This window comes from Paenibacillus ginsengarvi, from assembly GCF_003626695.1.
Taxonomy (GTDB): Bacteria; Bacillota; Bacilli; order Paenibacillales; family NBRC-103111; genus Paenibacillus_AB; species Paenibacillus_AB ginsengarvi.
The window spans coordinates 13307-36664 of the sequence record NZ_RBAH01000041.1; the positions used below are offsets into that span (position 1 = coordinate 13307).

19 protein-coding genes and 1 pseudogene are annotated in these 23358 nt (G+C 45.8%); 3 read left to right on the top strand and 17 right to left on the bottom strand.

Annotated features, from left to right (window positions below):
* Positions 1–86: 86 nt before the first annotated feature.
* The 7 genes from D7M11_RS33590 to D7M11_RS33615 form a co-directional block, all read right to left on the bottom strand.
* Entirely contained in the window at positions 87–1622 is a 1536-nt protein-coding gene (locus tag D7M11_RS33590; RefSeq protein ID WP_120751649.1) for a DUF4179 domain-containing protein, read from the bottom strand.
* Positions 1622–2137, bottom strand: coding sequence for a sigma-70 family RNA polymerase sigma factor (locus D7M11_RS33595; protein WP_120751650.1), 516 nt, complete (start codon positions 2135–2137; stop codon positions 1622–1624). The genes D7M11_RS33590 and D7M11_RS33595 overlap by 1 nt, the downstream gene beginning before the upstream one ends.
* 203 nt (positions 2138–2340) lie before the next feature.
* Positions 2341–2976 (bottom strand): hypothetical protein, encoded by a 636-nt coding sequence (locus D7M11_RS33600; RefSeq protein ID WP_120751651.1) that lies wholly within the window; start codon positions 2974–2976, stop codon positions 2341–2343.
* 44 nt (positions 2977–3020) lie between these two features.
* Positions 3021–3848 (bottom strand): serine hydrolase domain-containing protein, encoded by an 828-nt coding sequence (locus D7M11_RS33605; RefSeq protein WP_120751652.1) that lies wholly within the window; start codon positions 3846–3848, stop codon positions 3021–3023.
* A 129-nt stretch (positions 3849–3977) separates the two neighbouring features.
* Complete coding sequence (locus tag D7M11_RS33610) at positions 3978–5345, bottom strand: ABC transporter substrate-binding protein (RefSeq protein ID WP_158606975.1); 1368 nt, start codon at positions 5343–5345, stop codon at positions 3978–3980.
* Entirely contained in the window at positions 5342–5545 is a 204-nt protein-coding gene (locus D7M11_RS37010; protein ID WP_193556344.1) for a hypothetical protein, read from the bottom strand. Before D7M11_RS37010 ends, D7M11_RS33610 begins: the two co-directional genes overlap by 4 nt.
* Before the next feature lie 201 nt (positions 5546–5746).
* Positions 5747–6208, bottom strand: coding sequence for a VOC family protein (locus D7M11_RS33615; protein ID WP_158606976.1), 462 nt, complete (start codon positions 6206–6208; stop codon positions 5747–5749).
* A 284-nt stretch (positions 6209–6492) separates the two neighbouring features.
* On the opposite strand from D7M11_RS33615, the gene D7M11_RS33620 reads away from it, so the two are divergent.
* The gene (locus D7M11_RS33620) at positions 6493–8397 is read left to right on the top strand and encodes a P-loop domain-containing protein (RefSeq protein WP_120751655.1); all 1905 of its coding nucleotides are present in this window, start codon (positions 6493–6495) and stop codon (positions 8395–8397) included.
* Positions 8398–8581: 184 nt separating this feature from the next.
* On the opposite strand, the gene pheA is transcribed toward D7M11_RS33620, so the two are convergent.
* The 6 genes and pseudogenes from pheA to D7M11_RS33645 all read right to left on the bottom strand — a co-directional run.
* A complete protein-coding gene (gene pheA, locus D7M11_RS33625) occupies positions 8582–9406 on the bottom strand; it encodes a prephenate dehydratase (RefSeq protein WP_120751656.1) in 825 nt (274 codons plus the stop codon).
* Between the two features lie 607 nt (positions 9407–10013).
* Entirely contained in the window at positions 10014–10292 is a 279-nt protein-coding gene (locus tag D7M11_RS33630; protein ID WP_120751657.1) for a hypothetical protein, read from the bottom strand.
* A gap of 9 nt (positions 10293–10301) precedes the next feature.
* A complete protein-coding gene (locus D7M11_RS37960) occupies positions 10302–10634 on the bottom strand; it encodes a hypothetical protein (RefSeq protein WP_338042529.1) in 333 nt (110 codons plus the stop codon).
* 15 nt (positions 10635–10649) lie between these two features.
* Positions 10650–14150, bottom strand: a complete 3501-nt coding sequence (locus D7M11_RS33635; RefSeq protein ID WP_120751658.1) for a carbohydrate binding domain-containing protein — start codon at positions 14148–14150, stop codon at positions 10650–10652.
* A 169-nt stretch (positions 14151–14319) separates the two neighbouring features.
* Positions 14320–14463, bottom strand: a complete 144-nt coding sequence (locus D7M11_RS33640; protein ID WP_193556345.1) for a hypothetical protein — start codon at positions 14461–14463, stop codon at positions 14320–14322.
* A gap of 770 nt (positions 14464–15233) precedes the next feature.
* Positions 15234–15626 (bottom strand): annotated as a pseudogene (locus D7M11_RS33645) (carbon-nitrogen hydrolase family protein); the annotation flags it as partial.
* Positions 15627–16122: 496 nt separating this feature from the next.
* Here D7M11_RS33645 and D7M11_RS33650 point away from each other — a divergent pair.
* Positions 16123–19113, top strand: coding sequence for an ATP-binding protein (locus tag D7M11_RS33650; protein ID WP_205127148.1), 2991 nt, complete (start codon positions 16123–16125; stop codon positions 19111–19113).
* A gap of 273 nt (positions 19114–19386) precedes the next feature.
* Here the strand turns inward: D7M11_RS33650 and D7M11_RS33655 are convergent, their stop codons facing one another.
* From D7M11_RS33655 to D7M11_RS33670, 4 genes are all read right to left on the bottom strand, one after another.
* On the bottom strand, positions 19387–19863 hold the full coding sequence (locus tag D7M11_RS33655; protein ID WP_120751662.1) for a GNAT family N-acetyltransferase: 477 nt from the start codon (positions 19861–19863) through the stop codon (positions 19387–19389).
* Positions 19864–20417: 554 nt separating this feature from the next.
* Positions 20418–21185 carry a class I SAM-dependent methyltransferase gene (locus D7M11_RS33660; RefSeq protein ID WP_120751663.1) on the bottom strand — a complete coding sequence of 256 codons (768 nt, stop codon included), beginning with the start codon at positions 21183–21185 and terminating at the stop codon, positions 20418–20420.
* 231 nt (positions 21186–21416) lie between these two features.
* Complete coding sequence (locus D7M11_RS38215; protein ID WP_120751664.1) at positions 21417–21719, bottom strand: effector binding domain-containing protein; 303 nt, start codon at positions 21717–21719, stop codon at positions 21417–21419.
* On the bottom strand, positions 21707–22039 hold the full coding sequence (locus tag D7M11_RS33670) for a hypothetical protein (RefSeq protein ID WP_120751665.1): 333 nt from the start codon (positions 22037–22039) through the stop codon (positions 21707–21709). Before D7M11_RS33670 ends, D7M11_RS38215 begins: the two co-directional genes overlap by 13 nt.
* A 467-nt stretch (positions 22040–22506) precedes the next feature.
* On the opposite strand from D7M11_RS33670, the gene D7M11_RS33675 reads away from it, so the two are divergent.
* Entirely contained in the window at positions 22507–22947 is a 441-nt protein-coding gene (locus D7M11_RS33675; RefSeq protein WP_120751666.1) for a hypothetical protein, read from the top strand.
* Positions 22948–23358 lie beyond the last annotated feature (411 nt).

The following is a 23358-nucleotide window of genomic DNA, read 5'->3' on the forward strand; positions in this document are numbered from 1 at the left end:
CCGAACATATTGTCCGGCTGCCTTTGTGTAACGACTGAGCTATCGTACCCATCCCCCCGATTTAAGGATGTATTCACGGAAATTTTTTAAAAAATACTAACTCGAAAAGGCTGTTGGATTTTATTGTATCCATAGTCGTAAATCCGGAATCGCAGTGGATTTTCAAGATACTGCCTCAAATCGACGTCCTTGAATTTGGTCCGGAAGCAAGTATCCTCGGTATCCGAAAGATCCGGATACGTCGAACCACAACCTCCAGCAAAGCTTGAAAGTTTAAGCCTGTATTCTTCCGGTGTCGACACCCGCATCAGGCGAACCCCCTCGAACGACGTAATAGGGGATTGCTGCTTCGGCGTCTGTAAGATGATTTCCAGTAGTTCCGGGTACAATTTGGCGCTTTTCAGCTTGAGCCGGTCGTCCGGTGTCTTTAACAATTTCTGTTGATCCAGATCGACCAGCACATCCAGCTTGTCTTTGTCCAGTGCGCGGATGCTGCTGCCCACAATTTCGAGCGACTTCGCTTGGGCCAAATAGTTCCCTTCGAAATAAAGGGTGACCGGGTTTGGCGGCAAGCCGAGTTCTCCTGTATACGCTTGATCCGACCACACATCGGCGTATGAATGCGAGAACGAAGAAACATAATATTCGAGCGCTTTCCACTCATTGCCGGTTTCATCCATCAGTCGCAAATCCTCGATAGCAAAAATTTGCTTGGTGTTGTGCGGATCTATGACCAATTCGAGTTTGGTCACCGTCGGCAGCATGGTCGCCCGCAGGAACGTCACCTTTTGCCCTTCCAAGGTCACTGTTTGGTTAATGTCGAATATTTTCTTCTGAAGGGCGAATTTTTCCTTATCAATCCGAAACGTGAACTTCCATTCCGGTTTGAGCGGCCACAGCACAGCCTCATCTTGCTTCTGCCCCTCCATCTGCACTTTTAAAGTGAGTCTCTGCGGAATGGAGGCATTTTCCCGCAATAAGTACTGCATATTTCCGTTCAATTGATTCCCTTTTGCTACCCACGGGGGTTCGATCTCCCCAAGTGTCCTTCCGCCATCGACTACTTCACCGGTGTCGGCATCGATCCAGTCCGCTCGGACATTGTTGATTTGCTTGTAGCCTACCTTGTCCGTAACGGTGTAAAAAGCGATCATTCTGGCCTCGTCGATAATAATATCGTTAATCGTCACTTGAATCCCGTCGTGCTCAACGCTCTTGCCAATATGCTGCATATAATCGTTCTCTACGGCCGTCTCGATTCCTGCATCCCGATGAAGCGCCTGCGCCAGAAACTGAAGAATCGGCAGCTTGCCTACGTAAGCCTCAATGGAAGTTGAAAAGCGTGCGCTTGCGAGCAGCATGACAACAATTAATGCAGCGGCCCATCCCACCTTGCGGTAATGCCTGCGACGAAGTTCCTTTCCTTTACGCATCCCGCTGCGTATAAAATCGTCGATTCGTTCGGGCACGGGATCGTAACGATAAGCTTCCTTTAGCGACTGTAAGCATTCATCGTTGCCAAAGTCAAAGTCCCGATCCGAAGCCGGTTCTTTTGTCGGTTCTGCCGAGGGTTTGGTCTGATCTGCATTCGCCTCAAGATTCATACTTTTCCGATCTTCCATTACCTGTCCTCCTCTTCCATTCGCAAATGACTGCGCAATCCTTTAAGCGCTCGGTACAGCCACGTTTTAACGGTACTGTCCTTCCGGCCAAGCACCTCGGCGATTTCTCGAATCGTATAGTCCTCGTAATATTTCAAAAAAATGATTTGCTGGTATCTCGGCTCCAGCTTATCTATTGCCGTTTCGATGACGATACGAGAAGAATCGACTACCTGACCGGAGCCTATTGGTTCATGGACGATCGACGTCTGTCTGCGCCGGCGCCTTAGTTCGTTCAGGCAATAATTCATCAGGATCCGAACGATCCATGTGCCGAAAAACTGCGGCTTCCTGAGCTTATGCAGCTTCGTATAGGCGCGGCATGTCGCTTCGTGTACGGCTTCGAGCGCATCTTCTTCGTTCTTCAGATAGCCGAGCGCGATGCGGTATAGCTTTTCTTTGTGGCAGCTCACCAGTTGGAAAAACGCTTCGTCATCTCCCTGCTTCGCAACCCGCACGAGTTCGGTTGAATCCATGTCCGTCCGTTCCCCATTCCTCATAATTTATGGATTAGACCTCGCAACAGTGGAAAAAGTTTCAACCTGAGCAACTGAACTTGTCCATGTATTAAAAATTGAAGGGAACTAACCCCATAGATACGAAAAACCTCCCATAAGAGCCATGAAATCTAGTTGGCTTCATATGGAAGGTCTTAGTGCACGGTCGCCTTGTAGATATTTTATTGAGCCAGTTTTCCCTCCGCTTCAGTTGCTGAAGATGGATATAAATCGTTATACAAATTGGTTAATTTTAATTTGACCTTATCGTGATCCAATGTAAATGTTAACAAATATTCGGCATAAGACTGTAGTTCTTTAAGCTGCAAGTTAATAGCGTTATTATCAAAAGTAGCAGTAGCTACGGTACTGTTAATCGGGGATATTTCCGACGGGTCGTAGTAGGCCATATAATTTCCATTAAATCCAAAGCTACGGGTTCTTTTCACCCCTTTAAACTCAATGGTCAAACTCCCCACGTTGTTGTTTAGGAAATCAAAGGTATAGGAGAAAGCTCCATTTTCAAAATCATACCTTTTTCCGGAAATATCCTTGGCAAAAGGCGGAATTTCAATCGTTTGGGAGACAACAGGCGGACTTTCAGCGTGCAAAACTTCTTGTAACGTCCGACCTGCTATCGAAATGTTTTCCAATGGTTTTGATGATATAGAGGGTATTATAAATTGCTCCAATAGCAGTGTTGGCAAGTTGAAATTAGTTGTGCTTCCAGTTGTGACAACTACCATATTTTGATGGGGCAGTACATTAATGGTTTGCCCACCAGTACCAGATGCTGAATACCCCTCGTTATTGTTCATCCACCATAAATATCCATAGTCTCTACCTAAGAACAGATTCGATTTTAGGTGAGTCCTCGTGGATTCCATAACCCATTCTTTAGAAACGATTTGATTTCCATAGCGGACAGGATATCCGTAGCACCCGTATTGTAGTTAAATATGCTGCCAGGTTTCTCCTGCATTGGACGATTGAGTGCGAATAACACTGGATCTGCGGCTTGAGTCGCTTCTGTATACGAATTACCTGTTTGCCCGTAGGGAACAGTAGACTCCCGCCAATCGAACCCTGCTGTCATCGTAAGCAAGTTTTGAATCGTGATCTCCTGTTTTAGCGGATCCATGTTGTCGATGGACTTATCCGGGAAGTAAGGCAATACTTTGTTTTGAATGTCGGTGATCTTACCTTCCTTTACAGCGATACCTATTAAAGCGGAAAGCACACTTTTCGACGTTGATTGAAGGGTATGGACCAGGTCCTCTCGATAAGGATAAAAATTTGCGTTCAATACCATGTATCCGTTACGGATAATGACAATGCTGCGAATCTTTGATTTTTGATCTTTTAAATATTCGATCATTCGAAGCAGTTGTTCCGAGTCCATCCCTTGCTCTTCCGGCTTAGAAGTTCGCCATTCGGATTCCGGAAAATAATCATTTTTTACTGCTTTTGAAGCTGGGTCACTCCGAGCATTAAAATGGTAAATTGAGTATCCTAGTACCATAATGATCATACAAAGGATAGTTAGGATTTTTTTATTTATCTTGATATTGCCCCATCTCCCCTCAGGTTGAATCCGGCCAGCTCCGGAATCGGGAACGGAAAATATTTCAGCATCGCACCCGATCCCAAAAGGCGGATTACGAGGGAGCGTAAGAAAGCTGCCGGTCATTCTCGCGGCAGCTTTTTGGTGTAGGGTTATTGGGCCATCGTTTCCCGTTGAATAATCGTTCCAAACTTTTTCAAATCCATAATCCCGTTCGACCTTACAAATTCTTGTTTCGTAACATATATCGCAGCGTTACTTTATCATAGCGTTATGCTGGGTCCATCCTTTGTCCAGCAATACTTGACCTTCCGTCTGCAGCGTATTTACTGCTTCTTCGACCGTTTTGCGGCCTTTGACCGCCTCGTCGATTTCACGGATGGTCAACGTTTGGAACGTCTGGTAAAACGAGCCCGGCATATTCAAATACGAAAGGTCGGCTTGCTGCTTTTGTTTCAGCAAGTAAAACGGCTCCAGGCTGCGGCCGTCCTTCGTTTTTGCGAAAGCGGTTCGGGTGGACAGGACGTTCGCCGTCTTCTGTTTCACTTTGGCGGCTTCCTCGCTGTTGAAATATTGTACGACTTTCCAGGCCGTTTCGACATGCTCCGCGTTGACCGATACGGCATAAACCGGCGCAACGTTGAAGCGGCGGGTAAGCTCCGGGTTTGCCGGATCGACGGGGACGGTAACAATGTCCCAATTCAGCTCCGCTTGTCCCCATTGCTTCATGCGGAACATTTGCTCGGTGTCGCTAATCATCATCGCAGCTTTGCTCGAGCTGAACAAGTCCATTTGCTTCGTCTCGTCCGGGCCGTATTGGATCGGTTTCCCGTCCTTGTAATAATAATAAAGGCTGCCCGCCTTGAAGCCGTCCACAACGTGGCGGAACGCTTTGGTCCATAGCGGGGTTCGGATCGTCATTTGCTTGCCGTCGGGACTTAAAAATTCGGCGCCATCCGTACTCGCTATATCATAAACGATGTCGAAAGGAGTCCAATATTTTTCGTGTATGCCGTATATTCGTTTGTCCGGATCGGGATCGATTGGAAACTGGCGGGCGAGCCGCATCGTTTCTTCCCAGGACATACGGTTGGTCGGGTATGGCACCCCGTATCGATCGAACAAATCTTTATTGTAGTACAGCGCATAGCTCGTCAGCTCCGGCGCGAGTCCGAACAGCTTGCCCTCGTCATTCGCCTTGAGCTGAGCGATTGCGGCGGGAGAGAAGGAGCCCAGATCATATTTCGATTTCCTCGCGAGCGGCTCCAGGTCGAGCAATAGTCCGGCATTCGCCCACTTCATGTATTGGCTCGAATCATACGTAATGAGCAAATCCGGTTTTTGCTCGCGGATCAATTTCTCATATACCTCATAGTAATTTTTACCCGGCCCGAACAAATCCTTGGTCGGGATAATTTGCACCTCCACATCCGGAAACTTGATGGCAAAATAATCGCCATAGCTTCTTGGGAACGATTCCTCGTCATAGAACGGAATGCGCAGCACTTTTTTTTCTGGTTCGTCCGCGGCTTTGCTGCAAGCGGAGAGCGCGATCGGCAGCGCCAGCGCGGCGGTCAGGGAGGCGCCGGCGAGCCGGCGCCTCGTTATAGATTTAAGCTTCATGTTTTTTCTGCGGCCTCCATCCATTCCCGATTGCGGTTTGTTCGCGGCTTTTGCTTGGTCGAGCAATTATAGTAGAGCGCATTGGCCGAAAAGGTTGGCGTCAGTCCGTACAAGGTGCCGCCCCCCGGCTTCGCGGATCGTCTCGACGATTCCGTCGCGGAAGCCGCGCGCTCAATAGTCCAAACCCACTTTTCATTCACCTCGATCTATTGGACGAGCAGCCTTCAAAAAGGGTTCCCCAAAGTATCCCATAAAGTGAAGGGCAGCTACGGGGGAGCTCCCCAAGAGCGCCTGAAAAAAGCAAGGCCCCGAACGAAAGATTCGGGGCTACAGACATACATACGCTATGCGGCACCAATGGGAAACGACTGGCATAAAGAGTCGTAGTTTTATGTCGACAACTAAATTAGCTCACCAGTTCTGTTAATCGAGCTATTGTAATCCTCAATAGGGCACCCCCATATAGTGAACCTATTTCCATCCGGATCATAAAAATCAAAGAACTTTCCTACTTCGCCTTCATCCCTAAAATTATGTACTCGTACGCCATTTTCCTTTAACGAGGCAAAAGCTTTCTCGATATCTTTTGTTATAAATCCAACAATGGAGTAGTCCTGTCCGTTTTTCAAGAACTTTGCACGTTCTTCGTGCTGGGTTTTAATAAAGAGTAACGTGGGACCTGATGGAAGATTAACACTCGCTAATTCTTCATGGACTTTATGAGCACCCTTACACCCAAGATACTTGATGTACCAATTTATAGCTTCATCAATGTCACTGACTGGCATATGTATAAAGTTAACTTCCTGGATGATTGAAACATCATTAACGTCGTTCTCTGTAGAGAATTTTTGTTCTGTCATTTTCATACCCTCCAACGAATTTCTTTATTTGTCAGCTATTCAATAGCCCAAAAAATACTCCTTGTTTTTTACATAAATACAAGTTATTATATCATCAGTAACAACTGTTTCAAAAAATTTGAAAAGAGGTGGACAAAATGAAAAGGCCAATTCAACATGTAACTGATAAAATCATTTTGTCCGCATTGACTTTTTAACGTTACTCATACGTTAACTTTGTCTTTTCGCGTCGCTGATTTTATCAGCGGCGTTTTATTTTGTCCACCCCGAGAGGGAGAAAAATATTGAAAAGACTTTTATGGTATCTGAACCAAATCACGGACAGCAACACAACTACATTTCGGTATACGGTTGTTGTGGACGGTGCTTCTGTGCAAAAAGAAATTTACGATGGGGAGTGCGCAGAAACACACCTCAAACCCAGCGGCGAAGTGCTGAACTCTGATCGCTTGGAAATACGGCGCGAGACTGTCTATTGGCGCGATGGGATTTCATATGCTTTTGAGCGCACGAACCGTATGGCTCTTGACCGTCCTACCGTCACAATAGCGATTCCCGTAGAGCGCCTCGGCATTACGGATTTTACTCCCGCCGCCGCTGATTATTGCCTACGCAGAATCGCGCCTTATTTTGAACATGTAAATGCCGAATACGCAAACAAAGCCCGTCCGGACAGCGATAACGGAAGATTTTATATGTACTCGCCCGGCGGAGAGGTACTTTCTCGCAATGCGGCATATTTTGCCTTGTGCCCGGCGAAGGATTATGAGAACGGGCGAGGCGCGAAGATTTATGTGACCAAATTTGTCGACCCGCTGCCGGATCAAATGTGCGTCTGTGTTCGGATTGAAATACAACTTCCACACGGTAAACTCAAGAGAATGCGGAACATGCTTGTGGGTCATTTGCCCGATGAAACGGAGCGCTTCGTCCGTGAATTTGATAGCGAAGGATTGCGCTCAGCACTCGCGCTCGAAGCAAAGCAAAACTCGATTCGCAAATTTTTGCGCGAGGAACATTATTGTGCGTTCATCGCCAATGGAAGCATACTGGCAAGAGAGAAAGGTACTCAATTGCCAATGAAGGAAGCGCTGCCGTTCCAGAGCACAACCGAGGACGAAATCGAAATTGCTGGTGTGCGCGGTATGGGGATTCGGCACGGTGTAACGGTTATTACCGGTGGCGGATATTCCGGCAAATCCACTATCCTTAATGCGGTTTCGGCCGGCATATACAACCACGTTGCGGGCGATGGGCGTGAGTTGTGCATAACCGATAACAGCGCCGTTACGATAACAGCGGAAGATGGGCGCGCTGTTTCAAGCTTGAACATCTCTCCGTTCATAAAGTGGCTTCCCGGCGGCAACACCAAAGTATTTTCAACTGCTCACGCTTCCGGCTCTACATCACAAGCCGCAAACATAATGGAGGCTGTAGATTGCGGCTCAACGCTTCTTCTTATTGATGAGGATCGAAGCGCGACTAATTTTATGATTCGTGACGCGCTCATGAAAGAGCTTATTGAAAAAGAGCCGATTACACCGTTTACCGACCGTGTGCGCGAACTATCCGCCAACGGCGTGTCCACCCTATTGGTCATCGGCGGAAGCGGCGAATATCTTTCTGTTGCGGATAAAATCTACATGATGGACGACTTCGTCATTCATGATGCGACTTTGCGGGCAAAAAGGCTCTCGCCAGAACTATCCAAGCCGCCGAGCAGCGCAGATTGGACAACTCGGAGAGCTTTAACGAGCAGCCGTTTCACGTCATATCCTGAAGGAAGCGGCTCCGAAAGGCTTGAGGTATCCGATACGGGCTTCATCGTTATTGGCGATGAACGTATTGACGTTCGCGCACTGCACGATGTCGCAACAGCGGCGCAGGTGAATGCTCTTGCTTTTATGCTGCGCTTCTTGGAACGCGGAGCTGATGATGGCAACGAACTTGAAACTCTTGCGCTTGCAATGCGCGGTCTTACTCGCAAAACGACCTCGCGTGAGATTGATGTGGCCGAGTGCGTGAGGAAGTTATATGCACAAATCGAACAAGAGGGTATTCATATAGTCGATTCGGGCTTTTTTACAACAATGAACCGTTTCCTTGACTTGCCTCGTGAATTTGAGCTGCGCGCTGCCATAAATCGTATGCGCCGCGTAACTTGGTCAACTACACAGAAAATCAAATAAACGGTAAAACGTAATGCGCTCTGTGGACAACATGGATCACAGAGCGCCTTGTTCAATTTTCAAGCCAAAGTAAAAATCCGAACCCGTTATGAAAATGAGGCTCGCTCTCGTCGATATATAACTTACGGCTGGCGAGGAAGGTCGTTAAGCTAAATTCAACACGTTTCCTTTAGTTCAGCACACACTACAATATTGTTGTTGCATAACTACCTAATATATGTACTTCATGACCGAATGTTTGAATGATTTTTATGGCTTTTTCCATGCTTTGATCACTTCGTGCTGCCTCCGTTTCAATAAAGAACCGATATGTCCCTAATTTTTTACCCGTTGGTCTCGATTCAATCCACGAAAGGTTGATCGCTAAAGAAGAGAAGATATTTAATATTGAGGAAAGCACTCCAGGAAATTCATTGTTCGGCGTAATCAACATCATTGTTTTCTTTTGCTCAATATCAGTTGTGGAGTTTTTACTAACTACAATAAACCGCGTATGATTTATGGTATTATCCTGCACCTCGCTCTGAAGAATCTTTAAACCGTACTCTTGTGCCACCGTCTTCGAAGCAATAGCTGCTTTTCTTAGAATATTCGATTCTTTTATAAATAAAGCTGCTTTAGCTGTACTGTCCGTATATTCCACTTTGAAAGCATGTGATTTTATATACTGCCTGCATTGGTTAATTGCAGGAGCTATTGAGATTACTGTATCGATATCGCCGATATCGCTTTCAGTGTTTCCAATTAGATGTAGCGAGACTGTAAAGATGAGATCAGCCTCAATATTCAAGTTGTACAACAATAAGCCATCGACAGTCATGTGTATATTCCCAGCTATCGAATTTTCGATTGGGACTATACATTTATCCACTTCTTCGTTGCTGACCGCTTCTAGCACATCTTGTATTGATTCAAACATAAACCACTCGGTGCTCTTGTCTTCAAAAAACTTTTGTGCAGCTTCTTCAGAAAATGTACCTTTGGGGCCCAAATAAGCGACTTTTGACATTACAGAGCTCTCCTAGTTTTTTTCTGTAAATTATACCGCGAAAAGTAAGGAAAAATATATCTCTCGTGTATATTTTTGTTGAGCAATTCGTCTCCGTTAGCGTAACGGATGAATTCTTTCAAACTACGCTGTATCGTATACTTGAACAACTTCCACAATACCAGGTCTATATTCAGTTTTAGATAACCTTATCCAAAATAAGCATCGTTTTCGATTGCATAAGCATCTATGTCAATTCACAGTCAAAGCAATGGATTTTGTGAAATATACTTGTATAAAAGTATCGTCCATTCTTTTGCTATCGGGTTCAAGTATTGGTTTACCGTTTGGCCAATAAATCAAGGATGGATTCCACAGTGAATTCCTAGCCCATTTTCGCAGCTCTAAAACAGGCATTACTTTGTCGCTGAAAGCTTTACCTTGATTAAATGCGTATCCTAATGCCATTTCAAGATATTGCTTTTGAGAACCTGATAGCCATCTACCTGGTTAATACTAGACTGCCCCGTTACTTCAACGCGAATAAAAAGAAGCCGCCTCAACAAGGCAACTCCTATATTATCGTATCCGTTTAGCAACGAGGCTACTACCTCATCCAAATTGATTATCAAGCTCTCATCATCTTAGCAGTACTTGATAGTTGGGTGGAGAATCCTTGATCGAGAGGTCTGTCAACTAGAAACAGGTCGACAAAACGCTGTACCGCCCGGACGGACGCGTCGCTGTCCAAATAACCGACGGCCCGGCTTCCGTCCGGGGAAAGCATGCTTCCGCCGCTCGACAAAATCACCGACTCGACGAACATCCAATCTTTTTGCACGACCACGCCGTATTGCAGCGCATTGCCGGCTTTGTCCCGCTTTGTCAGCCGGATCGCACTGTCCACGAACTGCTCCTACGTCCATCCCAAGGCGGGATAGGGGATGCCCTGCTCCTCGAAACGATCTTTCTTGTACAGAAATCCCGGGACGCGGGGCTCGAACGGAACGATCGCTAACTTGCCTGGTAATGTCGCATCCAATGTGAGCACGATCATTTCCCCGTGTGCACATTGGATTATCGTATTTCCGCACGCGACAGCGGGTGATCTTGCCCCAGTTTGGCCGGATGCCCATTCCCAAATGCCTCTAGCTTTGATAGACATCGAGACAAGCGTTAGAAATTGATTGCCGCGGTTAATATTGGTGATTGGCCCCAGTCCATGAGTCGGATAGCTTCCCCGTTCAATCGCTTCATCTGCGGATCAAGGATGCAGCTCCAAATAAAAGTCGTCGAACCAAGCTTGTCCATTGGCACTCTGGTCCAGTTTCGCATAGACGCGCAGTTTGGCTGTATTTGGTGACAGCGTGATCGACCGCTCGTACCGCGTCCAGTCGGTTTGGGCAGGAACTTCAATCCAGGTGTACCGCACCGTTACTTCATTTGCATTCATCTCGCGAACGCCGAACCAGGCCAAGCCTGTTGTCGCATTGCTTTTCGCCCAACCAGAGAACGTAAGCGACGCATTGGCCCCGACCGGTATCGAAGTTGCCGTGTACAGCTGGTTGCTCGTATTTGCCGGTTCCGGGAACAAAGTAGCTGCATACTGTCCTTCGTACACAACATCTGTGACACGCGCGCCTTTGCCATATGCCCAGCTTCCCGCCGTTTCAAATCCGCCGCTGGTCAATATGTTGCGATCGACGCGTACATGTAACGTCAACGTCTCGACAAGCCCTGTTCCTTTGTACACGCTAACCGTCACCGGGTAGCCGCCACGCGGAAGCGACTCGCCCACGTCAACGGTTCCGTTCACAACGAGCTGACCGTACGGACCGACCTGCGACGAAGTTGGCAGCTGCACCGCCAGCCCGCTCGAGCTGCTTGTCTGTAGTGACAAATGCTGCTCTGTGCCGCTCTGGTTCGCAAGTTGAAGTTCAAATGGATACGTTCCCGATGTATTCGCCAGCACGGACGACATGTTGAGCTTCGCTGTCAATAGCGGGCTGACCGACCATGTTACAGAGCGATTTGCCTGCACTGCTGCGCCTGCAAACACAAAGGAAACATTTGCGTCCACTTGCGCCGCTGTCTCCGTATACCCACCGGCAACCGTCCACGACTGAACCAATGTGACGCTCGCTTGCGCAGCAACTGTCGGAAGCGTCTGCGACCATGCCGGCGCGGCAATCTCTGCCGGCCATACCGCTTGCAACACAACACCTGTAAGCGAAGCGCTGCCTTGGTTGGTCACGACATACGTCACCTTGGTAAGCTCCCCGCGGTACAATGCCTCGGCATCGAATTGAATCTCGATCGAGACTTGGCTCACAATGATCTGCTCCGCAAGTGCACGTGCATGCTGCAGTGAAGCAGCCGCTTCTACCTTGTTCGCCACAGACGAGCCTGGCAGCCATGCCAGCAGCGCATCCAACTGCTTCACCGCTTCGGCTGCATGCTGCAGCGCCGCTGTGACACCCATCCCATGCCCATTGCCGTTGACATTACCATTACCATTACCATTACCATTACCATTACCATTACCATTACCGTTTCCGTTTCCGTTACCATTGCCATTTCCATTGCCATTTCCATTGCCATTTCCATTGCCATTTCCATTTCCATTTCCATTTCCATTTCCATTGCCGTTTTCGTTTCCGTTACCTTTCCCTTTTCCGTTGCTGTTTCCATGTTGATTTTCGCTTGTCAACGCGTTCTCCACTCCAGAAAGCGCCTGCAACACTTTATTGATACCTTCCACCCAGACATTGTTGGCGGATGCACCGCTTGTATCCTGCACCATATGCGCGGCACGCTGTGCCGTCTGCACAAAGGATGACAGCTTGTATACATATGCTTCATGCGCGCCAATCGTGACTGGTAATGTCGCTATCAATCCACTGACAGGCGCGGTAGCTGCTCCATACATCAGTTCCCCGGTGTAGCCAGCAAATGGCAGCGGCACCGATACCGTTTGTGCCGTATTCGAATGGTTCAGCACGACCGCGTATACGTCACCAGCCACGTTCCATGTTGCATATTCTGTGTCGGCATTGCGCGCTTCCGCTGTTTTGGGATTCTTCGCCAGCGTCTGGATCAAGCTATACTCGTCTTGGAATGCGACGAAGCCAGGATATAGATCCGAGTCCGGCAAATACCAATCCGGATCGCTGTATGCGTAGTAACCGATTGCTTTCGCTCCGCCGATGATCGACTGGTACGCCATATTGCGCAGTTCATCGATCGTCGGCAAATAAGTCCATGTCGTGCTTGACGGATAATAAAACGTTTGCAAGATCGTCCACACTTGCCGGTTCCCGCCCACAGCAGCAATACCATTACGAATGTCGTCTCCAACTTCCGTAATTGGCTTGTTCGGGAACGGGTACGAATCGATGGACAAAATATCGGTCATGCGGCCGTTGCGCTCCGCAAACAGCGGGTTCGCTTCCGTCAAGTAGACGGGATGCTTGTCGTCAATCGTCCGGATGATCCGGTACGCTTCGGTCATCTCCTCGATGCTGTATTTGTCCTGCGGTTCATCCACCATCATCCAGCCAAGCAAGGCCGGATGGTCTTTGTACATCGTTACAATATCAGTCGTCAACGCCGCGTTTTCGCCAATTTTGCCGCCATAGTAGAGCGGGAACATCACCTTCAAACCATACGCTTGCGCATTGTTGAGCAGTTGTCCGACACGCGTCGTTGTATTGGCAACCCAGCCCTGCACCGTGTTGATGCCGGCCTCTGCCATTTTGCCGTAATCCGCTTCCTTCACATGATACCCCATAACCGGGAAAAACGGCTGTCCATCCACAATCATCGGTCCGTTCGGATCCGGCTGCATCGCCGGCCGCGCAAACCGGTAAACCGTCGCTTCATTACGGTCCACCTCGACATTTGCCAACGTCTTCAGCACAAGCTCGACCGTGTACGGCTCCTTGACGGTCATCAACTGCGGCTGGAACGAAAACGTCGTCAGCGCAACTGCCGGTACATTCGTTTCGCTGGCAATAACCTGGCCGTCGGACTGCCGCTTTACACGGAAATCGACCTGATGCTGGGCATAGTCCGCCGCATCGAGAAACAGCTTTGTCTGTACGGAGCCAGTTGTGTGATCGGTGTAGTAAAAAATTTGGTCGGTGTACAGTTTGAATGCGCTTGCATTATTCGTCTTGACAAACGACGCATCGTCGAAATGAACGAGCCCGCGCCCATACAGCCGCACATACATTTTCACATATTTTGCGTTATCCGGCGCAACAACCGAACGCTCGTACTTTGCCCAGTTACCTGTCACTATTTTACTGTACGTCCCTTGAGCCTCACCGACATACGTACTGGAGGACAATGGCATTCCGCTATAAAACTCCAGCTTGATCGCAACACCGCGGTCGCGGATGTCAGTCGATTTGTACCAGACGCTGTAATCATACGAAGCACGTTCCTCGACTTCCACCACTTGGGATACCCACGGATTGCGCGAAGTCGATTCGGTCTTCACCGTTACGCCCGCAGATCCAGTGCGCGCAGCAGCTGCCGTTACCTCGACCTCGTCGTTTGCCCAGTTGTTGATACCGAGCCAAGGCTCCGGCACTCCCGCTGTTGTCACCGTTTCGAAGCTTGCATTGTTCAACAAATTAACCTGGAGCGGTGGCTGGGATGCTTCGCTGTACGAAGCTCCTGCAACCAACACAGTTCCAACAAGCGCCGCAGTGGCAATAAGCCGTTTACAGCTTGCGATGAATCGCTGTCTTTTCATCATTGATCACTCCTGTTCCTCATTTCGCGGGACCATACCACCTGCACAGCGAGCAACGTGACGTCGTCGTTTTTAATCACTACTACGGGCGGTATGACAAGCAGATTTTCTGTCGTTCGTTCCCGACATTGCGGCCGATGGACGGAAAGGCTTATTTGTTCCGATGCATGCGTTACTTGGCTCCTTTAACCGCAGCCAACTGCTGCTTGATTTCTTCTTCTGCCTGCGACAACGCCCTGTTTACATCGATCGTTCCATTCAAGTAGTCGTTAAACTTGTTTCTCGCAATGCGTTCTCCTTTTTCACGGTATTGCAATGGAACGGGATAGGGGACGGGCTTGCTTTTGAAAATGCTTGGCAAATGCTTGTCCTTCAATGAAGGGTCTTACATTACTAAATCTACAATTCTTTAAACCCTAAGATCGCTTTAGGCGCTATTCCAAAAAAGTTTCATATTCAAACCATATATACAGCTGTGGTCCGCCTCAGTCATTTCTTGCCTGCGGAAATCGGCTTTTCAAATGGAAATTGTGTTTTGGCAATCCGCAGCACGGGTTTATCGTTCGATGCCTGTTGAGATACGGCCACGGTATCGCCCGCTCCATTCTAGCGGAGTTCCTTCTCACAGCCGCACAAAATCAGGACCATGACAGATACAAATGCAGCCATCGCGACCAGCCCGTCTCTTCTCATCGTATCCCCCTCCTCGGGCAAGATTGTTCGATCCAAGTTAATATGCACTTATCGTAAACAACTTGTGACGGTTCGCGACTACTTTTCCTCCTTTCCGGCTAGCTCCAATTGTAAACGCCGCCAAAATGGCCGTATATCGCATTTTCGTTGAATTATCTTCGCAATGTCTTCTTTCCCAACGATATGTATAAAAACGAACGGTCGGCATATCGATGAAATCTTTGTGTCATCGTCATACGATTATTGCGTTACGGTCATAAACGGAGCTAGGCTGCCGATCCAATGTCGGCAGCCTAGTCTTAGTTGGATATTGAGCTATCGTCTCCGTTAGCGTAATGAAACATTCCGAGTTGCCCGATGCGTAAACGCATTGGACCCGACTCTACGAATCCGTTAGAGTTTTAATCGAATAAATGGATCCTCCACTCTATCATTTAATAATTCTTGATATGCCTTATTTCTAAATGTATTTCCCATCATATCCTTCTTTCGATAGTTCCTTAATTCTTCTAAATCAAACTTAGCTAGATAAAGACCTTCTGTCACATTATCCGCTAACATAATTGTATTGCTTACCGACTTACCAGTCTTATCCCAAACGATTGGACTGAATGCACATGAACATCCAGCATTCTCGCCCGGTGGGTTTGCCATTACAATACCAACCATATTTTCATATGCTCTTGTCGAAAGAGCTTGCAATCGATGGTTCATGCAACCGCAATCATTAGGAACCAATATAATTTCAGCACCTTTTAACATCAATACTCTTGCGCTTTCTGGATATTCTCTATCGTAACTATGCTGCCCGCTAGCGTAACACCAACTTTAATCACTTTGGAACTTTTTGGCTAAACTAATGTATAATCCTAAAGAGATGATGTTTATGAAGAACTTACGTATTTGGTTGTACTTAGTGGTTCATTTTAGCTGAATCGAATTCCAAAAGCAGGATTAAACCAGACGATAAGGCGAGGCCACGACTCAACAACGGAACGGAAACCTGGGTTCAAAGTGATCAACTTTCCAGTGCTTTGTATTGGAGGAAAGATGGGTTAGCCTCTACCTTGATTTCAAAAATGGCGATCCATTCGGTCGCCATTTTAGTTACAATTAAAGGGACCCTCTTAGGTTACAAGTGAAAGGAATTGACTATATGAAAAATAGAAAGACGCTCACTCTAAGTATGATCGCTGTCACTCTCTTGACAACGTACTTTGTCCTTCAATCATTTCGTGTATTCGATTCCAATACATTCGTCGCGAAAAATGGTGTTCTTTCCTTGCAGCATTGGGATTGGCAGGAAGAAAAAACTATTCCGCTTGATGGAGAATGGGACTTCTATCCAGATGAATTAATTGTGCCAAGCCCGGATGAGGATGTCTTTGAACGTTATAAGAACAAACGCCAATCCATTCCGGTACCTGCAGCATGGGATCGCTATAGGGCTGGGAACGCTACTCCTTATGGGACAGGCACGTACCGCTTGCTTATTCAGGTTCCGGAGGATGACCGTTATGGTGTAAAGCTGAATACGATTCGAAATGCGAGCAAAGTGTATGTAAACGGGGAGGAGCTTGGCTCAGCAGGTGTTCCTTCAAAAACCACCGAAGCATATCGCTTCGATTACAAAAAGTATGTCGTACTGGGAAATAGTAAAAATAAACAGATAGAACTTGTTATACTAGTTGCTAATTATGACTATGCCGTTGGCGGTATTGTTAATTCGCTCTACTTTGGTCCAGGCGATCAAATATTAGCAAAACAAGGCCGTGAAAAATTCATTGAAGCCTTTCTCATTTCTGGCTATTTTCTGTTTACACTTATATACTTTACGACCTATTTACAACACAAACGGAAATTCCGGTATGAGCTCTATTTCAGTCTATTCAGTTTAGCGCAAGCTGTACATATATCTACGATAAACGAAAGATGGATCTACTTACTATTTCCGGAGATCAACCCGTCCTTACAACTAGGAATACAAGGCATTTCACTTACACTTTTCGTCTTGTTTTTCCTACTTTTTGTTTATTATTTCTTCAACATGTCTGCCAGCAAAAGGATCGTCACTGCATTAAGTACAATCTTAGGATTTCAAGTCTTGGCGTTGTGTGTGTTAAACATGTCCATTGATCTTATGGTAAAGGTTCCGCTTCCGCTCAATCAACTCATTGTTTCTGGGACTACGGCTATTGGTTATGTGTATATTTTTATTATGCTGCTAAAAGCCTATAAGCAAAAAACGGATGAGTCCGACTATGTGCTGATCATCGTTTTTGCTTTTGCTGTTTATGGTATTCTACTCGCAATTGTCCTGCTATTTGATGTGGATATCGAAATCCCGTCACTTCTTTTGTTTTTAATTATGGTGATGAGCTTGGCGTTACTAATGAGTCATCGTTCCCAGCAGGCCTATAATAGAGTCGAGGAACTGTCTAATGAATTGCTTGAATTCGACCGAATGAAGGATGAATTTCTAGTCAAAACATCACACGAGCTCGGCACTCCGCTCCACGGCATTATGAATCTTTCTCAATCGCTGCTGGAGGGTGAAGAGGGGCCTTTAAAAAGAAAACAACAAGAAAGTGTTATTTTGATACACTCGGTTAGTAGAAGATTGGCAGGCTTGGTTAAAGATCTTTTATTTATTTCTAAAATAAAGCAAGGTGAAGTTTCTATTACATCCAGACCGATCGAAATTCGAATTATTGAGGAAGTGCTTGCTGAGATTGCCTATGTTATGCCGCCCGCTCCGTCTGTTCAAGTGATCAATATGATCCCAAAGGTCTTGCCGCTTGTCTACACCGACGAGCAAAAGCTAAAGCAAGTTTTCTTCAATCTGATCTACAATGCGATTAAATTCACTAAGCAGGGAACAATCACGATCTCAGCTCAAATCATAGAAGATCAGATGCACATATCGGTTGAGGATACTGGTCCAGGTATTGCTGCAGAGTACCATGACCTCATATTTACAACCTTTTATCAAGTTGAAAGCAGCCGGAGCAGGGAATCAGAAGGACTTGGTTTGGGATTAAGCATTACCAAGAAAATTGTGGAGAGTGCAGGCGGACGTATTTGGGTAACTTCAGAAGCAGGTAAAGGCTCATGCTTCACCTTCACGATCCCGCTCGCTACTAAGCAGCAGCTACTCGAGCATAACGAAATAAACAATCACGAAATGAACGAACAAATTACGTCTGCCCAAATGAGAATTCGTGAGACGAAGCAGTCGCAGGTTATCCTGCCTACAAAAGTGAAAGGGTCAAAGCCATATACGATATTAGTTGTAGATGACGAGCCTGCCAATCTGAAGGTACTTATCAATATGCTTTATTCGCTTCATTACAGCGTAATTGCAGTAGGCAGCGGGCAGGAAGCACTCGACATCATTGAAACGGAAAAAGTGGATCTATTAATTTTAGATTTAATGATGCCCCATATGACGGGATATGAAGTCTGCAAGACGATCAGGCAGGAGCAGGACTTAGTAGACTTGCCTGTCATCATATTAACAGCCGCAGGACAATTGTCTGACTTAGTTGTATCCTTTCAATTAGGTGCCAACGATTACATGCAAAAGCCTGTTAATTTGAAGGAATTAGAGATGCGAATCGAGTCCTTATTATTAATGAAAAAATCAGCACAGGATGCTGTGGAACATGAACTCAGCTACTTCTATGCTCAGATTACACCGCATTTTTTATTCAACACACTCAATTCGATCATTATGCTAAGTTGGACTGACCAGCAAAAAACCCAAACTGCTTTAGAACATCTTTCTACCTATTTCCGGGGAAAGCTGGATTACCAGAAGCAGCGATCACTCATCCCTTTGGAGGAAGAAATACAATTAGTGAAGGCATACTTAGCGATAGAAAAAATGCGCTTCGAAGAAAGGCTTCATATCGAATACAATATCGACGAAACGATTCAAACCTATATTCCAGCAATGACGCTACAACCGCTAGTAGAAAATGCGGTTCGTCACGGGATCTCCAAAAGTAAAAACGGTGGAACGCTGCGTCTTTCGATCAAGCGGGAGCAGCAGCATATCCAAATCACAATAGAGGACAATGGTGTGGGGATTCCTCTAGAAAAGCAGCAAGAGCTATTACGAGGTCGAAATGAGCGATTGGGCTTTACAAATCCATTTAGAAAGCTTTCGCTTATTAAAGGAGCTCGTCTTCAAATGAACAGTGAAGTGGGCATAGGGACAACGATCATCATTCGTATGCTCGAGATCAAAGACAACAGGCAAAAGTTCTAATTTTCACTCATACATAAAGCCCTAATCGATTCCACAACGAAATGAAGGACGTAACAGTAACATGCCCCCACCCTTATAGAAGTGGGGGCTTCCCAGGACTTAAGGGTTCAGTCGCCGTGGCAAACTGCTCCTTGTTTCGTTTAGTAACGTCTTCGTTTAGTGTAGCAACCTATTTAATCGGCCCCTTACCAACCAACTGTCATTAATCCCCCCCTTATTACTGGCGTTCATGTTCAATCCAGTATCCTCCCTCCATCAAGAAATTCGTTCTATTCAGAGTTTCAATACGGTTATTGGTTCGTTGTGGATGATCTCGTCGTTCTCACGAAAGCCGAAACTTTCATAAAGCTTTTTAGCGACGAAGTTATCGGCCTCATAACAAGTCCAGCAGTAATGTGCAGGCCCAGCCGGAAATGTGCGGATAAACTCCAAGATTTTTCTCATGGCTTCCCGACCATAGCCTCGGTTCTGGTGGTTCTTGTCAATCATCAGTCGTAAAATACAATAGCTATCGTGTGCGATTGACGGGAGGTCGTATCCGGTGATTCCATAAGTCAACATAACAAAACCTACAGGCTGCCCATCCGAATAAATGGCAAATGGCATTGGATGTCCCCCATTGGTGGCAAGGACATAGCACGAAGCTACACTTGATAGATTGGATGCAACAAAGCGCCGCTGTTCCTCTGATACTTCCAAGTTAAATATGGCGCGTCTGTTTTCCAGCGTTATTTTTCTGAGAGTAATCATTCAGGTCTTCTCCCTTTATCCATTGTCGTTTGCGCCGCGGTCGCATAAATAATATTACAGTTTTCACCAAAAAGTTGTAGACTTATATTGATTTTTTTTATACACTATTATGTATCCATGACTTTTTTAGGTGTATCCTTTTTGGCATATGGTAATTGGTGAATCGGCACATAGTTGTGCCGATTTTATTTTTTAGTAACGTAATCTGCCCGTTAATATGAAAAACGTCTATCGACGTACTTCAAAGATGAGCGACCGCGTTTTAGCGGAAATTTTTCTTGGTACAGAAAACTTTACCTTTATCGAAATAACCCTTCGAAGTTGTGACGCTTTAGTGAAATTAAATTTTCTGTATCGTTAAGAAAAGGCATCCGATATAAAATGCCGGCTGCCTCCAAAAATTCTATTGAAATTAAAGTCTCCGTTAGCGCAATGAGCCAATTTGCAATATGATACGGTTCTAGCTTAACGGGGCTATCGGCGAAAAATGCAAAAGGAGCTGTCGCAGCGCAACAAGCTCCTAGAAATCGATTTGATTAATTTTTGAATATAATCTAAGACAATGCTTTGGCCAGCAAGTAAAACCGGTGCTGTGTCACCTCAAAGTAACCTTGCCGTTCAATATGCAGATGAATACTGTATAGCTCTTCTCTGTATTTATCGACTTTGAAATCCGGAATCTGCCACGGAATGGCCTTCAAATAATAGACCAGTGCGCCGACATCATAGAATCGTTGACTAAGAAACTGCTCAGACTGTTTCACGACTTCAAGGTGATTCTCCTGCACGCCCTGTATGGCGGCATCGAGCTTCCATTCCGAAAATGCTGTATTTAACGCTACGCCGAATCGTTCGTTGATCTCGAAGCAATCGGTGCCTCCCGACTGTTGAGTTAGGAAATACCCGCCGTCGGAGAGCACCCGCCGAACCTCCCGCGGCGAATACGATTCATGCTTGTTCAGCACTAAATCGAACTGGCCGGTCTCAAAAGGAAGACGCTCATCATCCTCCACAGAAAGGACAGTCACACCCAGCGGCTCCAGTAGTTCTTTGGCGACGGACAAGTTCGGCTGATAGCCTTCGGTGGCGCAAACGAATTTCGGCCATGGCCTCAACATTGACAACAACTCTCCGCCGCCGGTCCCCATATCCAGCATCGACTCGGCATCCTGCACGAGAGGGATGGCCATGCTTCCGTATGACCATGCCAAGCAGTCGCTAGTCATTCGCCCTGTTTCCACAATATAGGAAAAGTCCCATCCCGAGAATGGCTGATTCGCTTGCCCGATCCAACGTTCAAATTGCTTGTCTTCTCTTCTCATCTACAAGTCCCTCCAAAATCGTGATCTGCAAATCAAATAGTACTTCCATTTACAGATACCGTCCGGTGGGCCACGCGCATAAGGAGATGGGACTTAGTACTCGTGCTCAATCGATCGCATAGAAGTGCTCCTCCCTTTTGATGCAACACCTTTTTGCGGCCCTTAGTGTCCGAAGAAAATAAAGTCCTAGTCTACTACTGTTTCATTTAACTATCGTCTCCGTTAGCTTAACTACATTGCACCGTCTGTTTGCTTCAGGGGAATATATATTTTAAAACTGCCTGAGTCCTGTGTAAAATCAAAATCTCCATCGTATTTCTCGAAATGGACCATCTCTTGATCCTCTTCCCCACCATTAGAAGAATTACAAATGCGATCAAAGGTCTCAGGCTGGTTGGACATTGTTCCGTTGTGAGTATAAACTTCGTAACTAATATCTGGAACTGTTATTTTGACAAAATCGGGAGGGATACCTGTACCTTCATCGATCTCGGTGCAAACAATAAACCCCTCCCAGGGTACTATGTGATAGATAAAATACTTTGAATCTTATGGAAACCCGATATCCCGGAAATCCGTTGGTGGAAATCTTTAAACTTTTGGTTCAGCCAATTGGGCTTACCATCCCACCCAGGGAAATCTGTTCCATGGCGGATGCCCGCTAAGTGATAAGAACCTCTTCTCTCCGATTGATATTCCACTTGCTGACCCTCCCCTGTAATGTAATTTTGAACGTTACCGTTATTGCCGCTTAGCACCTTGAATGCAGTAGGAACTACTGTAGGTTTATATGCCTCGGTTTCCTTCAAGAAGAGTTTACGATGCCCGTCTCGTTTTTTAGCATTCTCTGCCAAGCACGTTCCCTCACTTCCATAATAGTCAATACCAACATTATCCAGAGTTTTTCAAAAGTCTTTATGTCATTTTTTATCATTTATGTGTTTGGCTTGATAACACATAACTGCCCCGTTAGCTTAACCAACGGGCGTCAGTCTACAACTTTACTTTCTCAGTCTAATACTTTATTTTCCGAGTCTAACACTTTATTTTTCAGTCTAATACTTTATTTTCTTTCAACAGCTTACATATATGATTTTTATTTTGCTGGTCACAATTGCTAATATGAAATCCGATCACTAGATGCCCTAAAAAAGAGATTTGTACTAATTCTACTAGCCCTTGGAGAAACGCCTCCGATCCAGTTTAAAAACATAATTTCAATGCTACATTTTGTCAATACCGTGTAATGAACATACGCATTTTTTATTTTGTTCGAATAGAATATTGTCATGACATCTTCTATTGAGAGGAGCGTTATCAATTGAACAAAAAAATAAAGAGAATGATAAGTGGCCAAAAAGTTGTCGGTGGGGGTATGAGTCGTATTGTTTATGACCTAGGGAATGGTTACGTTTTAAAAATAGCACAATCGAAAGATGGAATTATTAGTAATAAACGAGAAGTTACGATATACAAATCAGCGCCTCTTATATTAAAAAAACATCTTGGCCACATTAAAAAATATGGTGATGGGTATAGTTGGATAGTCATGAAAGGTTATCATTTGAATTTCAAAAAAACGGACAGAATTATGCGAAAACTCATTACAATGAAGGCTGATTTTAGAAAATACGGAATTATCCCTTCCGATATAACAAGTAAAAACGGTAATCCCAACAACAAGAACATACGCCGGAAACCTAATGGGGAAATTGTTATAATTGATTATGGGGATTTTGAGTGGCGTAAAGCTACCACGTAAAGCGACTTAATAAATGAATGAATCTTGTTCCAGTCATCATCCGCCGGCCGACGCACCTTCAGACCAAACTAATAAACCTGAAAAAAACACTTTACAGAAGGGACATTCTGTAAAGTGTTTTGGCAGGCCGCCGATCCATGCCAGCAGCCTCGTTCCAGTTGATTGAACTATTGTACCCGTTAGCGGAATAGCGCGAATAAGGTACTCAACCGAGGGGCGTCTTGTGTTGCCGCAACAATGCCGCAATGTCGACGCCGTCTATAGTCAACCCTTCTATATCGCAATCTTCAATACTGACGCCTCGTAAATTAGTTTTTTTTTGTACAATTACACATGACGTAAGTAAACATTATTCCCTCATCACTTACTAGGTATTGTAGAATGCTTTCTGCCAGCTCTGGATCCGATGAC

What these genes read in the sequence shown, in the direction of transcription:
- D7M11_RS33590 (WP_120751649.1), bottom strand. Translation starts at nt 1,622, where the DNA reads ATGGAAGATCGGAAAAGTATGAATCTTGAGGCGAATGCAGATCAGACC.
- D7M11_RS33595 (WP_120751650.1), bottom strand. Translation starts at nt 2,137, where the DNA reads ATGGATTCAACCGAACTCGTGCGGGTTGCGAAGCAGGGAGATGACGAA.
- D7M11_RS33600 (WP_120751651.1), bottom strand. Translation starts at nt 2,976, where the DNA reads ATGAACAATAACGAGGGGTATTCAGCATCTGGTACTGGTGGGCAAACC.
- D7M11_RS33605 (WP_120751652.1), bottom strand. Translation starts at nt 3,848, where the DNA reads ATGACCGGCAGCTTTCTTACGCTCCCTCGTAATCCGCCTTTTGGGATC.
- D7M11_RS33610 (WP_158606975.1), bottom strand. Translation starts at nt 5,345, where the DNA reads ATGAAGCTTAAATCTATAACGAGGCGCCGGCTCGCCGGCGCCTCCCTG.
- D7M11_RS33615 (WP_158606976.1), bottom strand. Translation starts at nt 6,208, where the DNA reads ATGACAGAACAAAAATTCTCTACAGAGAACGACGTTAATGATGTTTCA.
- pheA (WP_120751656.1), bottom strand. Translation starts at nt 9,406, where the DNA reads ATGTCAAAAGTCGCTTATTTGGGCCCCAAAGGTACATTTTCTGAAGAA.
- D7M11_RS33635 (WP_120751658.1), bottom strand. Translation starts at nt 14,150, where the DNA reads ATGATGAAAAGACAGCGATTCATCGCAAGCTGTAAACGGCTTATTGCC.
- D7M11_RS33655 (WP_120751662.1), bottom strand. Translation starts at nt 19,863, where the DNA reads ATGATTACTCTCAGAAAAATAACGCTGGAAAACAGACGCGCCATATTT.
- D7M11_RS33660 (WP_120751663.1), bottom strand. Translation starts at nt 21,185, where the DNA reads ATGAGAAGAGAAGACAAGCAATTTGAACGTTGGATCGGGCAAGCGAAT.